This window comes from Lentibacillus sp. Marseille-P4043, from assembly GCF_900258515.1.
GTDB lineage: Bacteria > Bacillota > Bacilli > Bacillales > Amphibacillaceae > Lentibacillus_C.
This window is the reverse complement of sequence record NZ_LT984884.1, coordinates 38,144-52,263: the sequence shown is the minus strand read 5'-3', so window position 1 is coordinate 52,263 and position 14,120 is coordinate 38,144. Positions and strand designations below refer to the sequence as shown.

Genomic DNA, 14,120 nt, shown 5'->3' with positions numbered 1-14,120 from the left:
ACTTTATCTATCTACAAAAATCTCTTTCCGTCCGTCATCTTCTCGGAAAATTTGTTCCGCAACTACTTCCGGACCTTTTAAGCCGGAAGCATCTTTTACATGGGTAGAATTATCCCAAAATGGTGTGTTCATTCCGCCCATATAGACAGCGGTAATGCTGTATGGTTTATTTTCCCACTCTTTTTGCAAGCTTTCGGTAAACCCTCTAACAGCAAATTTGCTAGCACAATAGATTGATTCATTAACTTTTCCCCGGAGTCCAGCTGTTGAGATGATCGTCAAAATCCGTCCCTTGCTTTCTTTGATCAAAGGCAAGGCAGCTTGTACGGTCAGGATGCTTCCTTTAACATTTGTATCAAGTGTTTCATCAATGTGATTGATATCATAGTCTTCTACCGGCCCGAAAATACCGATTCCCGCGTTGTTAATAAAAACGTCAAGTTCACCGATTTGTTGAAAAGCAATACCAACAGATGCTTCTTGACGCACATCACATAAAACAATTTCGGCCTGACCGCCTGTTGCTTCTATTTCATGCTGGACAATATGTAATTTATTATCTGTTCGTCCAAGTAAAAACACGTTATAACCATTTTTTGCATATTGAAGTGCAAGCGCTTTGCCAAGTCCGCTCCCTGCACCAGTTATCGCAACATTTGGCATGATTTTTCTCTCCCTTGTTCAAAAAGTGATCACGATCATTTCCATTGTCCTAAACTATTGGTAAAATGTAAATAGGCAGATGAAGGGAGAATAAGGAATGGATTACCGATATAGTGATTTTACAGTTGAACAGCTGCGCCAGGAAATTGGCCGATTGAAAGAAAAGGCACAAAAAGCGGAGCAGCTTGGAAATATTAGTGAAGTGGCAATAAATGAACGCAAGATGCAAGTAGCAATGGCATATACCTTGAATCCAGAAGATTTCCATGCGAACGACATCCATGAAATGAACGGGGACCCCGGACATAGATTTAAAATTAATTATATTAATGGTGTGTTTGCATGGGGGCACCGGATCAACTTGCTTGATGAGACGTATGAAAAAGAAGAGGCAATACCAATTTCAATCTTGGGAGATAAAGTCGAATAAGATAATGAACGGTTTTCGATGCTCGGAAGCGAGAAATTTAGGTCTGGCTTTAGAGCCGGATCCGAATAGAAAAAAGGGCTGACCTCTGCTAGTATAACGGGTTCTCTTTAAGGTTGCAAAACAACAAATAACAATATAAATGGGGTGCAAAATCACATACAGTATCGCACCCTTATTTTTGTAGTTATATCAATGCATTTGGCTATTTGTTGGTTAAAATAGCATGATAAATAGCAATAACTTTAGCAGAGTGGGAATAGATATTCTCACTCTGCTATTTTATTTGATAAACTACCAGTTATTTTACAAGTGGAAATCAAATAGGGTCGGTTCCGATTGTGGACGACATAAATTTTATATTGTTGACTCTCACATCCTCGCTTAATTTAGTGCTGGAAAACCGCTTCGGCAGAATACTTCGCTTTCCGCGGGCACGGCCTCAGCCTCCTTGCCCCGGCGAGGGGTATGTCGACGTTGTCCGCAAAGGACGGTTTTAGTCGACCCTCCTTTCCAATCACTCTGCGGGGTCTTCGGACACGTGCTGTTCCCGCAGGAGTCTACGTATTCTGCCTACGCTAGTTAAGATTATCTAACTTAAAATTGTTGTCCCTGATTGCTATCCAGCGGAAGAAAAACACGGAGACTCCTGTGGGAGAAGAGGCCTAGGTGAGACCCCGCAGTGCGACAGCACGAGGAGGCTCATCAGCCGCCCACGGAAAGCGCAGTGTTTTTCTGGAGCGGCCATTTGTAGCAGAACCAGAAATCTCNAAAAACACGGAGACTCCTGTGGGAGAAGAGGCCTAGGTGAGACCCCGCAGTGCGACAGCACGAGGAGGCTCATCAGCCGCCCACGGAAAGCGCAGTGTTTTTCTGGAGCGGCCATTTGTAGCAGAACCAGAAATCTCTCAATAAATTTTCTATCACCAACAAATATTAGAAGTTAATACTACTGTGAATTGCCCTGATGTTTTTGTTGTAAATTTTTCTGTGATTTGAGATGTTTTTCTCTTGTTTGCACCCCTAAAGAGAACCCGTTACTGCTAGTAGGTCAGCCCCTTCTTTTAAACCGGATTATCGCCAATAAAAAGTTTATTTTGTAGTTTTTGTTCAGAATAAATCCAACCGGTGTACGAACTCAAGACTCGGAATTTATCATCAACGTGTACAACTGCGACAAATGGGTAATGATTTTTTGACCGATAACGCAAATCAATAAACCGTACCTCCGTAAAATCGTCAAACGCATTTATTTCCCAGCGATAAACGGGTGAGAAAGATAAAAAGGCAGCAACATTTTTATCGGCTTGTGCAAGGTTCATTAATTTTGTATTTGGTAATGGGATTTTATTGAACTCATCCACAATTTGAATATGACCATTTTCAACAGATCCAACATAAAATTTATCTGTTGTCGTAATAGCTACACGCCAAATGTTTTGTTTAATTGTTGGCGATGTCGCAATTTGTTCAACGCCAGCAAAGGAATCATTTATCTTTCTTACAATTTCTCTTTTATCGAGATACCGTTTAATATAATATAGAAAGATTACTGTATAAATAATTAACCATGTATAACCTGGATTTGCGCCAAGTATCCATGCTATAATTCCAGCGATGTGCAACAGAAAAATGTATGGATCAAATGTATTGATAAACCCATGTGCAACCCATCGATTGGTGAATGGGCGATAGGCTTGGGTCCCATAGGCGTTAAAAATATCGGTAAGCACATGGATGGAGACAGCTAAAAATGTCCATATCCACAGATGAAATAAATTTGTTTGCGGAACAAAAGCATGAATGATCCCGGCTATTAAAATGCCCCACATTAAAATGGCTGGAACCGAATGCGTTGCACCGCGATGGTTACGAAGATATACAGCATTGTTTTTCATTTTCAAAATGGTGTCAAAATCGGGTGCATGGGAACCTACAATTGTGCCAATGAAAACGGCATGAAATAACGTAGGATCTTGCTGCACTACAGGGTCAAGTGTTGCAATTCCCCCAAGTGCAATTCCCATCACGATATGGGTACCAGTATCCATAGAACTAGTTCCTCCTTAGGACTGTCTTGGGATGTAGAAAGAATATGAAATAGCTAATACAAGCACTACTATTAGCTGTATAGGATTGTATTTTATGAACAAAGTTGTCGAAAACGTGTAGACGTTTCAATGTTTTACGCAATAATTGTACCACAAAGGATGAAGTATTTTGATAGATGAAAAGTTACGAAATTTCGACATTTCCACATTTCAACAGGATTTAATCGATTGGTATGAAACGAACAAACGTGATCTTCCTTGGCGAAAAACGCGGGATCCATATAAAATTTGGGTATCGGAAATCATGCTTCAACAAACAAAAGTTGATACAGTCATCCCTTATTTTCACCGTTTTATTGAAAAATATCCAACGCCACAAGATTTAGCTGAAGCTGATGAACAGGATGTATTAAAAACGTGGGAAGGTCTAGGTTATTATTCCCGTGCACGTAATTTACAAAACGCTGTCGGAGAAGTTGTTGCTAAATATGGTGGGAAAGTCCCAGAAAACAAAGCGGAATTAGGTTCTTTAAAAGGTGTCGGCCCTTATACACGTGGTGCCATTCTTTCCATCGCTTATAATCAACCTGAGCCTGCGGTGGATGGTAATGTGATGCGCGTATTTTCCAGGATTCTTAAAATGGAGGAGGATATTGCCAAACCTCAAACAAAGAAAATTATTGAGGACTATGTTCGTCAACTCATTTCTACTGATAATCCTTCGTCATTTAATCAAGGCATTATGGAATTGGGAGCACTTGTTTGTACACCGAAAAGTCCAGCTTGCCTGTTTTGTCCGGTAAGGGAGCACTGCCAGGCATTTGCGGAAGGGTTAGAAGAAGAGTTACCAATTAAAACAAAAGGGAAGAAGCAAAAGACAATACCATATGTCGCCTTGCTTATAAAAAATGATAAAAATCAATATATAATCGAGAAAAGGTCAGAAAACGGGTTGCTAGCCAATTTATGGCAATTCCCGATGGTTCCAGTTGGGGAGATTGGGATGGATCATATCGAAAATTGGATTCATGGAGGATATGGCATCGATCTTCATATTGGAGAATACAAAGGCAAATTAAAGCATGTATTCTCCCATTTGATTTGGCAATTGGAAATTTACCAAGCAACAACTGATCAGGAAGCAACAACTGATGAGCGCATATGTTTTGTCGATCAAGAGGACATAACATTATATCCGTTTCCCGTCTCCCACCAAAAGATGTTGAAGTATATAACGGATTAGGAATTGGCTCCTTGCAGCATTTTGATGGGAGGTTAATTTTACCAATAAATTCTTTTGGATAACTTCTTGCTATGTGGAGATGTTAAGTAGTGCGGAGGTGATATAGATGGCTAAAAAACCTAACCAACAAGCTTCTGGTACAAACGTGCAAAAAGTAAAACAACAAAACCAACAAGCAGCACAAGGCCAGGGTCAATACGGTACAGAATTTGCATCTGAAACAAACGCACAAGAGGTTAGAAAACAAAATCAAAAATCTCAACAAAATAAGAAATAACTTTTACCTACCCCGATTTTTGCAAAAAGAGTTTCCTGCTAAGGAAGCTCTTTTTGTCGTTTTAAGTTTGTTACGTTATAATAGAAAAAAGAAGCATAGAGGAAGGGAAGATATGATGGCTGGTCCCGACACAGGTTCAAAAATTCAAATACATAGCTATAAACATAACGGACAATTACATCGCGTATGGGAAAACAGTCTCGTTTTAAAAGGAACGGAATCGCTCGTGATCGTTGCGAATGATAAAACACAAGTAATTGAGAGTGATGGCCGAACATGGGTAACAAGAGAACCTGCCATTTGCTATTTTCATTCTAAGTACTGGTTCAATATAATCGGCATGCTTCGTAATGATGGCATCTATTATTATTGCAATATTGGATCCCCATTTGTATATGAAGACGAGGCATTAAAATATATTGACTATGACTTAGACGTGAAGGTGTATCCTGATATGACGTTCGATATATTGGATGAGGACGAGTATGCTGAGCATAAAGAACAAATGAATTATTCACTCGTTATCGATCACATATTACGGCAACATTTGGAATATTTACTAAGCTGGATTAGGCAACGAAAAGGTCCTTTTTCTCCGGGGTTTGTTGATCAATGGTATGAGATGTATTTGACTTACAGGTGAAAATCATTTGGCGCTTAAGCGATTTGGTTGCCACCTAGCCAAATACACCTTATAATTCAATACGTGTAGAAACATGATTTTCGTTCATAAGGCATTAGCTTTAGGCGAACAATAGAGAATATAGATGAATGATCCTTGTTACAAAAAAGTAGCAAGGCTTTTCTATTCATGGGAAGTAAAATGAGGTTGATAACGTTATGAACAGTATTAAGCAATACATGCAATTTGTTAAACCATATAAGTGGAAAATAATTTGGACCGTATTAATTGGCATACTCAAATTTGCTATTCCATTGTTATTGCCGCTCATTTTAAAATATGTCATTGATAATATTATTGGAGCAAATGACATGAGCGATTCGGCAAAAATCAACAGACTCTTCTGGGTAATGGGAATCGCATTTGTTGTTTTCCTTGTATTGCGTCCGCCGATTGAATATATTCGACAGTATTTAGCGCAATGGGTTGGGAACAAAATCCTTTATGATATCAGGGATCGGCTGTTTGATCACATCCAAAAACTCAGTCTGCGATTTTATTCTCAGACAAAAACCGGCGAAATTATTTCCCGGGTAATACATGATGTCGAACAATCGAAAATCTTCGTGATAACGGGATTAATGAACATTTGGCTTGACTTGATTACGATACTTATTGCCATTGGTATCATGATTACGATGGATATTCCGTTGACAATTGTTGCAATTATTCTTTTTCCTTTGTTTGGTTTTTCGATAAAATATTTTTATGGGAAATTACGTCGATTAACCCGTGATCGCTCACAAGCATTAGCAGAGGTACAGGGGCATTTGCATGAGAGAGTACAGGGAATTCCGGTAACAAGGAGCTTTGCTTTAGAGGAATATGAGCAAGAACAATTTGATAAACGAAATGTGAATTTTTTAGACCGGGCGCTTAAACATACCGACTGGAACGCAAAAACATTTGCCGTTACAAATACAATTACAGATTTAGCGCCTTTACTCGTCATATCCTTTGCCGGGTATCAAGTAATTAATGGCAATCTGACAATGGGTACAATGGTCGCGTTTGTCGGGTATATGGAACGGGTTTACAGTCCATTGCGTCGATTGGTCAATTCCTCTACAACGCTGACACAATCGATTGCTTCCATTGACAGGGTGTTCGAATTTTTAAATGAGAAATACGACATCAAAGACAAATCAGATGCCAAAACATTGGAATCTGTCGAAGGGACAATAGATATTGAGCATGTTTCTTTTCAGTATGAATCAGAGGAACATTATGTATTAAAAGATGTATCATTACATGTTAAACAAGGTGAAACGATTGCTTTCGTCGGTATGAGTGGAGGCGGGAAATCAACGTTGATCAGTCTAATTCCACGATTTTATGATGTAACAGAGGGATCGATTAAAGTGGACGGTTTGGATGTTCGCGATGTAAAAGCTCGTTCATTACGTGACAATATTGGCATGGTTTTACAGGATAATACATTATTTAGTGAATCGATTGCCATGAATATACGGATGGGAAATCCAGATGCAACCGATGAAGAAGTGATAGCAGCAGCAAAAGCAGCAAATGCAGACGTGTTTATTCGCGATTTACCACAAGGGTATGACACATTAGTAGGTGAGCGCGGTGTTAAATTATCTGGCGGACAAAAGCAACGCATCGCGATCGCTCGCGTATTTTTAAAAAATCCGCCAATCCTGATTTTTGATGAAGCAACATCAGCACTTGATTTAGAAAGTGAACACACAATTCAGGAAGCGGTTGAGAAATTAGCATCTGAACGTACAACATTTATTGTTGCACATCGGCTAGCAACAATTACCCATGCCGATCGAATTGTTGTGATTGAAAATGGTGAAATTAGCGAGATGGGATCACATGAAGAATTGATGCAACGTCAAGGAAGTTATTACGATTTGTATCAAGTCCAAAATTTAGATCAGCCAGATTATGCTGATACAAAAAGATGAAATTGATAAAAACTCCCCCCCTGTTCGGGTGGGGGGGTTTTTGTGCTTATGGAGAATGTGGGGATTGGCGGGAGCGCGGGAACATCGGCGCGAGGGCAGAAACATCGGCGCGAGAGCGGAAACATCCGCGGGAGAGCGGAAACATCGGCGCGAAAGCAGAAACATCGGCACGAGAGCAGAAACATCGGCGCGAAAGCAGAAACATCGGCGCGAGAGCAGAAACATCGGCGCGAGGGCGGAAACATCGGCGCGAGGGCGGAAACATCGGCGCGAAAGCAGAAACATCGGCACGAGAGCAGGAACATCGGCGCGAGGGCGGGAACATCGGCGCGAGAGCAGAAACATCGGCGCGAGAGCAGAAACATCGGCGGGAGAGCAGAAACATCGGCGCGAAAGCAGAAACATCGGCACGAGAGCAGAAACATCGGCACGAGAGCAGAAACATCGGCGCGAAAGCAGAAACATCGGCACGAGAGCAGAAACATCGGCGCGAGAGCAGAAACATCGGCGGGAGAGCAGAAACATCGGCGGGAGAGCAGAAACATCGGCGCGAAAGCAGAAACATCGGCGGGAGAGCGAGAACATCGGCGTGAGCGCGGGAACATCGGCGGGAGAGCAGGAACATCGGCACGAGAGCGAGGAACATTGGCGGGAGCGCGGGAACATCGGCGCGAGGGCGGAAACATCGGCGCGAAAGCAGAAACATCGGCACGAGAGCAGAAACATCGGCGCGATCGAGAACATCGACCCGAGAACAATAAAAAAGTGCACCCCCTAAAAGTGGGGTGCACCTACCAATATCAACATCAGCCAGCCATTTCTGCAAAGGCCTTGCCGACTGCTTCAATCGTCACATCAATGTCTTCTTCTGTGTGTTCTGTCGTTAGGAACCATGCTTCATATTTTGATGGTGCGAGATTGATACCTTGTTTTAGCATCAATTTGAAGAATCGAGCGAAGGCATCGCCATCACTTGCTTCTGCATCAGCATAATTTTTAACTTTACCATCACCAAAATAGACAGTCATTGCTCCACACAAACGGTTTACAGAAATTGGAACACCAGACTCTGAAGCTTTTTCTAAGATCCCTGCTTCCAATCGTGCGCCTAGGCGATCTAATTTTTCATAAACGCCATTTTCCCCCAATACTTCCAGGCAAGCAATTCCTGATGCCATTGATGCGGGGTTTCCGGCCATTGTTCCTGCTTGATATGCAGGTCCGAGTGGTGCGACTTGTTCCATGATTTCCTGCCGACCGCCATAAGCACCGATTGGTAATCCGCCACCGATAATTTTCCCCATTGCCGTCATATCTGGTTCAATGCCATATACTTGCTGGGCACTTCCGTATGTAAATCTAAATGCTGTAATAACTTCATCATAAATAACGAGTGCTCCCGCTTCATGCGTGATCTCATTGACAGCTTGTAAAAATCCTTCTTCAGGCTCAACTATCCCGAAGTTACCAACGATTGGCTCAACCAAAACAGCAGCAATTTCATTTCCCCATTTATCCATAGCCTCTCGAAATGCATCAAGGTCGTTGAATGGTACCGTAATGACATCAGCAGCTACAGCTTTTGGAATACCAGCTGAGTCTGGAGTGCCAAGTGTTGCCGGGCCTGATCCAGCTTGAACTAATACGGCATCAAAGTGGCCATGATAAGAGCCAGCAAATTTAATTACCTTTGTGCGGTTGGTATAAGCCCGTGCAACACGAACTGTTGTCATAACAGCTTCGGTACCGGAATTAACGAAGCGCACCTTATCCAATGAAGGGATTGCCGATTTCAACATTTTAGCAAATTTATTTTCCAAAGCAGTTGGGGTACCATACAACGTTCCATTTGTTGCTGCATGTGAGATTGCCTCAGCAATGTGTGGATGTGCATGGCCTGTAATAATTGGCCCGTATGCAGCAAGATAATCGATATATTTATTGCTATCGACATCCCAGAAATATGCACCTTTAGCATGTTCCATGTAAACGGGTGCGCCACCGCCAACCGCTTTGTACGCGCGAGATGGCGAATTAACACCACCAACAATATGTTCAAGTGCCTCTTCATGTAACTGTGTTGACTTTGTAAAATCCATAAAAAGAAAATCCTCCTGATGAAAAAATTTATTGCAGAACAGGTGGGACATGGGGACAGGTCCCTTGTCCCACCGAGAAACCCCCGGCCCTCAAGGCTAAAGTGGTGGGACACTTAACCTGTCCCCATGTCCCACCACTTGTCCATTTTACATGACCTTTTTTAATTTGGCTGTGTAGACGTTTCGGATGATGAAAAAGTTGATTAGATGGACAATGAAAAAGAATAAAATAATGATTATGCTTGGTAATAGGACGGAAGCTGCCATCATGTTTTGTAAGGCTTTAAAGGCAAAGCCAGCATGGACGATGGCAACTAGAAATGGGATGAAAAATAAAAAGCCGAGTTGTCGCGTGGCGATTTTTCGCATTTCTTTGTCCGTGAGTCCGATCCTGTAAAGCGAATGATAATAGTGTAAATCGTTGTCAATACCCTGGTACATCCGAAAATATAAAATAGATCCTGCAGCTAAAAAGAATAGGACACTTATAAATATACCAAAAAAGAACAAATAAGCCATCCCATCCTTCATTGTTGTATAGTAATCCGCTTGTGAATCTGGGTAAACCTCCTCAGCGTTCATGTTCGATAAAATTTGTTTCGTCTCCGGAATGTACGAAACCCAATTTGGAATGTTCATGGAATACAGATTAATTATTTCGCTTCCGTCAGCAGTTTGCATGAATTGGTCAAACAGCTTGTCAGATACAACAATATTAAATGTACTATAGATAGTAGAATTCAAATAGGATCTGGCAGGTTGAACGGATAATGGAACGGATTTATTTTTGCTTGTAACCGTCAATTCAGAAGGCAGAGCCCATCTGTTCGTACTAAAAATGTAATCGGGAAGTAGTACAGTTGCTTCTTCCTCATTATTCACCCGAAAAGAAATATTTCTTTCATGAAGTCTGACAATTTTCCGGTAATCCGAAATGGCAAAAATCCGGACACGTACATCATCCCAATAATCTTCTTCTGATTGTAGGTTCCCCTGTATAGATTGAACTTGTTTATCTTTAAAGGCTATTTCTTTTTCCGCAAATGCATTTTCGACAAAAGTTACTTCCTGTTGAAATTCATCCGTATTCTCTGCGCCCCTACTAACTACGGATATATCTTCTGGAATAAACCGCTCTGATTCAGCTTCAACGCTATGAAATAAACCAAATAGAACGCCGGAAGCTGTAAGGGCAACTGCACTTAACGTTGTCACCATAAATAATAACCGGGCATTATCTTTTAATTTATAAGCTAGGTCAGCAACCGTAAGTAAATTCAATTTCCTGAAATAAAATCCCTTTTTCCGCTTCAGGATTGTAATAAGTGCAATGCTAAACTGGCTGAATAGCAGATAAGTTCCCAAAACGACCAAGAATAGAATAGGCAACATGTAAATAAAAATCGTGAACACAGTAGATATATATGCAAGGTAATAGCCAGTGCCAACAAGTCCGACTCCTAGCAGACTTAAGATCCACGAAAATTTAGGTGGCTTTTTCGGACCCTTTGCCCCGCGGAAAACTTCCATGATGGAATTGGTGCGTAATGTCCATACAACCGCAAGTGAGTTAAATTCAAACATGATAAAAAATAATACCGCCGTCAGCCCGATTGCTTTCAGTGATAAATAAAAAGGCAAAATCTGGTCAATTCCTAATACTTGTGAAAAAACCATTAAAAACAATTTCGTTAACAAAGCTCCAAACAATAGGCCCGCAGCAATGGATGCAGCACCGATAATTGTGTTTTCCAGCATGAGCATTCGATTTAGTTGTGACTTACTAATACCGAGTGTTGTCAGGAGGCCATATTCTTTTTTTCTAGATTTAATGAACGTACCGGTTGAAAACAATACGAACAAAAAGGAAAATCCGTAAATAAGTATTTCGGATAGAATAATTGCTTGCTGAACGATATCACGGATTTCAATTTCTTGAATGTCGGGATGGAACACGACAACGGCATACATGAAAAAAACGGTCACAGCAAATGTGCAGCTTAAAAAGTAGCTTAAATACTGCCTTGTGTTCCGCTTCACATTATTAAAAGCGAATTGTCTGAAGGTCATCCGTATTTCCTCCTAATAATGACTGTACATTTAAAATGTCCTGGAAAAATGTTTGCCGGTTTTCACCACGATGGATTTCGTTAAACAATTTTCCATCTTTAATAAAAATCACTCGCTCCGCAAAACTTGCTGCAAAGGGATCATGGGTCACCATCACCGTTGTTGTATGATGTTTTTGTTTCAGTGTGGACAATGCTTCCATCACTTGCAATGACGATTTAGAATCGAGATTTCCAGTTGGCTCATCAGCGAAAATAACGGTCGGGTCATGAATCATTGCCCGGGCAATCGCCGCTCGCTGCATTTGCCCGCCAGACACTTCATATGTTCGCTTCTCCAACAGATTATCAATGCCAAGTTGTTTAGAAATTGCGGCAAGCTTTTTTTTCATTACGTTTACTTTTTCTCCCAAAAGTGTTAAAGGTAGTACAATATTTTCGCCAATCGTTAAGGTTTCAAGTAAGTTATAGTCTTGAAAAATAAACCCCATTTCTTTACGACGAAACGTTGCTAGTTTATTTTTCGACATTGACAAGATATTTTTACCGTTGATCATCACGCTTCCAGCAGTTGGGCGATCGATCGTGGCTAGCAGGTTTAATAAAGTCGTTTTTCCGCTACCGGATGGGCCCATGATCCCAAGGAATTCTCCTTTTTCGACGGTCAATTTAAATTGATTTAATGCTTTATGTTGCACACCGCGTTTTGAACCATATACTTTCGACAGGTTTTCAGCTACAAGTACGTCCATTTTCATACCTCCTTGAGGACAATAATGCTATTTATAGTTTACCGTAAATTAACCTGCGTAACCTATTGCTTTTCCTTTCATACAAAAAAAGAAACCTTGCAAAATTGTAAGGTTTCATTTAGCTTGGTGCTTCCAGATTTCCAACCGTGTTTTCAAACGTTATCGTTACGGTTGTGCCGACATCCTTTTCCGAAGCAATCGTGATTGTATGTCCAAGCGCTTCACAGATTTCTTTTGATAAATACAAACCCATTCCTGTTGACTCACGAAATGTTCGGCCATTCATTCCCGTGAAAAACGGATCAAATACGCGTTTGAGATCCTGTGATGGAATGCCATGCCCGTGATCACGAACGTGCAATGCCAATTTTTCACCGATGACTTCAGCTGTAAAGTAGACTTTTTCCGACGTATCATGTGAATATTTGATCGCATTGGAAATAAGCTGATCAAGGACAAACCGGAGCCATTTCTGATCGGTTGCGACAATAAGCGTTTCGTCAATCGATAACTCTGGGAAAACTTGATTGCGGATAAAACTGGATTTGAATTCTTGAATCGCATCTTTAACCAATGTTCGAAGTGCCAGTTTTTCCACATGAAAATCACGATCAAACTTTTGCAGACGCGACTGATATAATGCTACATCAAGTCCTTGCCTAAGTCGTTCGATTTCTTCCTGCATACTTTGCAAAAACTCCTCAGGTAATTGCAACTTTTCCTTTTGCAGAGTTAAATCCATCACGGATACAGGAGTTTTCATTTGATGGACCCATTGCTGGATGAAATCAAACCCTTGCTGTTTGTCCGCTTCGAGCGCTTCTACTTGCTGGCGATAGCTGATGTATTGCTGTTCATGTTGTTCTTTCACATGTTCCAGCAAATAATTAGGTGGATCGGGAAACCAGGAATGATCCAGCTGGTCAGTATCAAAACTCGTTAACCCGGTATAGAAGTCACGAAATTTATGATACCGAAATCCCAAGAAAATCAGCAAAAAGCAGGTGGGCAACAAAAACATGTAAACGATCATGCTAGCACTCATGGAAACATCAAAGCCAGCTAGTGTTAATAGTGCCGTTAAAATAACCAATGCAAGCTGCGAATAAAAGAACAAAATAAATGGCAATTGATCACGTAAAAAATGCTTCATTCTGTTTTTCCCCATGTATTCGTCATTTTATAACCGGCGCCCCGAACCGTTTGGATGCTATCGTAAATGCCAATATCGGCAAGCTTTTTCCGCAAACGGGTGATATTGACAGATAATGTATTGTCATCAACAAATTGTTCATCATCCCAAAGCATTTCCAATAAATAGGTTCGTGACAATACATGGTTCAGTTGATCGATGAACGCTTTGACGAGCACAAACTCATTTTTCGTCAGCTGAGCGGATTGTTCATGATATTCGATTTCCATTGCGGTTAAGTGTAAGTGAAACCCATCTATTTCTTGAAAATCTACTTGCTTGGAAATCGCATATTCGCCATAAGTACGGCGGATAATGCCTTTAATTTTTGCCTGGACAACATCGAAATTAAATGGCTTTGTTATATAGTCATCCCCACCATTTTCAATTGCCATCACCTGATCCATGCCACTGTCACGGGCCGACACAAAGATGATCGGACAATTTGAAATGCTGCGAATTTGCCTACACCAGTAAAAGCCATCATAGCGCGGCAAATTGATGTCCAGTAGAACAAGGTGTGGATCGAGTTGTTTAAATTCGTCAACAATCGCCTCAAACTGCTTGGCGATGGTAACTTGATATTCATATTTTTCCAAGTAGTCTTGTAAAAGTGCAGCGATTTTTGGGTCATCCTCTACCAAATAAATGCGTTTCATGTCAACCATTCCTCTCTACGTCATATCCTATCGTATTACACCAAAAAAATAAATGACAAACTAGACTGTGGATAA

13 protein-coding genes are annotated in these 14,120 nt (G+C 41.0%); 6 read left to right on the top strand and 7 right to left on the bottom strand.

Going from position 1 to position 14,120, the window contains the following annotated elements:
• Positions 1-3 precede the first annotated feature (3 nt).
• Positions 4-663 (bottom strand): SDR family NAD(P)-dependent oxidoreductase, encoded by a 660-nt coding sequence (locus C8270_RS00295; protein ID WP_106494576.1) that lies wholly within the window; start codon positions 661-663, stop codon positions 4-6.
• Between the two features lie 97 nt (positions 664-760).
• On the opposite strand from C8270_RS00295, the gene C8270_RS00290 reads away from it, so the two are divergent.
• Complete coding sequence (locus C8270_RS00290) at positions 761-1,093, top strand: YfhH family protein (RefSeq protein WP_106494575.1); 333 nt, start codon at positions 761-763, stop codon at positions 1,091-1,093.
• 1,061 nt (positions 1,094-2,154) lie between these two features.
• Here C8270_RS00290 and C8270_RS00285 read toward each other — a convergent pair.
• Complete coding sequence (locus tag C8270_RS00285) at positions 2,155-3,141, bottom strand: metal-dependent hydrolase (protein WP_106494574.1); 987 nt, start codon at positions 3,139-3,141, stop codon at positions 2,155-2,157.
• A 172-nt stretch (positions 3,142-3,313) separates the two neighbouring features.
• On the opposite strand from C8270_RS00285, the gene mutY reads away from it, so the two are divergent.
• The 5 genes from mutY (at position 3,314) to C8270_RS00260 (ending at position 8,052) form a co-directional block, all read left to right on the top strand.
• Entirely contained in the window at positions 3,314-4,384 is a 1,071-nt protein-coding gene (mutY, locus tag C8270_RS00280) for an A/G-specific adenine glycosylase (protein ID WP_199794706.1), read from the top strand.
• Positions 4,385-4,490: 106 nt separating this feature from the next.
• Complete coding sequence (locus tag C8270_RS00275) at positions 4,491-4,661, top strand: gamma-type small acid-soluble spore protein (RefSeq protein WP_106494572.1); 171 nt, start codon at positions 4,491-4,493, stop codon at positions 4,659-4,661.
• Positions 4,662-4,776: 115 nt separating this feature from the next.
• Positions 4,777-5,304 carry a nucleoside tri-diphosphate phosphatase gene (ntdP, locus tag C8270_RS00270; protein ID WP_106498408.1) on the top strand — a complete coding sequence of 176 codons (528 nt, stop codon included), beginning with the start codon at positions 4,777-4,779 and terminating at the stop codon, positions 5,302-5,304.
• 197 nt (positions 5,305-5,501) lie between these two features.
• Positions 5,502-7,274, top strand: coding sequence for an ABC transporter ATP-binding protein (locus tag C8270_RS00265; protein ID WP_106494571.1), 1,773 nt, complete (start codon positions 5,502-5,504; stop codon positions 7,272-7,274).
• Positions 7,275-7,338: 64 nt separating this feature from the next.
• Positions 7,339-8,052: a hypothetical protein gene (locus tag C8270_RS00260; protein WP_158701535.1), complete on the top strand. Its 714-nt coding sequence runs from the start codon at positions 7,339-7,341 to the stop codon at positions 8,050-8,052.
• A 28-nt stretch (positions 8,053-8,080) separates the two neighbouring features.
• Here C8270_RS00260 and C8270_RS00255 read toward each other — a convergent pair whose 3' ends face one another.
• The 5 genes from C8270_RS00255 to C8270_RS00235 all read right to left on the bottom strand — a co-directional run bounded on the left by C8270_RS00255 (position 8,081) and on the right by C8270_RS00235 (position 14,045).
• Positions 8,081-9,373 carry a glutamate-1-semialdehyde 2,1-aminomutase gene (locus tag C8270_RS00255; RefSeq protein WP_106494569.1) on the bottom strand — a complete coding sequence of 431 codons (1,293 nt, stop codon included), beginning with the start codon at positions 9,371-9,373 and terminating at the stop codon, positions 8,081-8,083.
• 147 nt (positions 9,374-9,520) lie between these two features.
• Entirely contained in the window at positions 9,521-11,443 is a 1,923-nt protein-coding gene (locus tag C8270_RS00250) for an FtsX-like permease family protein (RefSeq protein ID WP_106494568.1), read from the bottom strand.
• Positions 11,418-12,194 carry an ABC transporter ATP-binding protein gene (locus C8270_RS00245; protein WP_106494567.1) on the bottom strand — a complete coding sequence of 259 codons (777 nt, stop codon included), beginning with the start codon at positions 12,192-12,194 and terminating at the stop codon, positions 11,418-11,420. Before C8270_RS00245 ends, C8270_RS00250 begins: the two co-directional genes overlap by 26 nt.
• Before the next feature lie 118 nt (positions 12,195-12,312).
• Positions 12,313-13,347 (bottom strand): sensor histidine kinase, encoded by a 1,035-nt coding sequence (locus C8270_RS00240; protein WP_106494566.1) that lies wholly within the window; start codon positions 13,345-13,347, stop codon positions 12,313-12,315.
• Positions 13,344-14,045, bottom strand: a complete 702-nt coding sequence (locus C8270_RS00235; RefSeq protein WP_106494565.1) for a response regulator transcription factor — start codon at positions 14,043-14,045, stop codon at positions 13,344-13,346. The genes C8270_RS00240 and C8270_RS00235 overlap by 4 nt, the downstream gene beginning before the upstream one ends.
• Positions 14,046-14,120: the final 75 nt, after the last annotated feature.

Coding starts and splice junctions, on each gene's coding strand:
- C8270_RS00275 (WP_106494572.1), top strand. CDS start 4,491: ATGGCTAAAAAACCTAACCAACAAGCTTCTGGTACAAACGTGCAAAAA.
- C8270_RS00245 (WP_106494567.1), bottom strand. CDS start 12,194: ATGGACGTACTTGTAGCTGAAAACCTGTCGAAAGTATATGGTTCAAAA.
- C8270_RS00290 (WP_106494575.1), top strand. CDS start 761: ATGGATTACCGATATAGTGATTTTACAGTTGAACAGCTGCGCCAGGAA.
- C8270_RS00235 (WP_106494565.1), bottom strand. CDS start 14,045: ATGAAACGCATTTATTTGGTAGAGGATGACCCAAAAATCGCTGCACTT.
- C8270_RS00240 (WP_106494566.1), bottom strand. CDS start 13,347: ATGAAGCATTTTTTACGTGATCAATTGCCATTTATTTTGTTCTTTTAT.
- C8270_RS00255 (WP_106494569.1), bottom strand. CDS start 9,373: ATGGATTTTACAAAGTCAACACAGTTACATGAAGAGGCACTTGAACAT.
- C8270_RS00295 (WP_106494576.1), bottom strand. CDS start 663: ATGCCAAATGTTGCGATAACTGGTGCAGGGAGCGGACTTGGCAAAGCG.
- C8270_RS00285 (WP_106494574.1), bottom strand. CDS start 3,141: ATGGATACTGGTACCCATATCGTGATGGGAATTGCACTTGGGGGAATT.
- C8270_RS00265 (WP_106494571.1), top strand. CDS start 5,502: ATGAACAGTATTAAGCAATACATGCAATTTGTTAAACCATATAAGTGG.
- ntdP (WP_106498408.1), top strand. CDS start 4,777: ATGGCTGGTCCCGACACAGGTTCAAAAATTCAAATACATAGCTATAAA.
- C8270_RS00250 (WP_106494568.1), bottom strand. CDS start 11,443: ATGACCTTCAGACAATTCGCTTTTAATAATGTGAAGCGGAACACAAGG.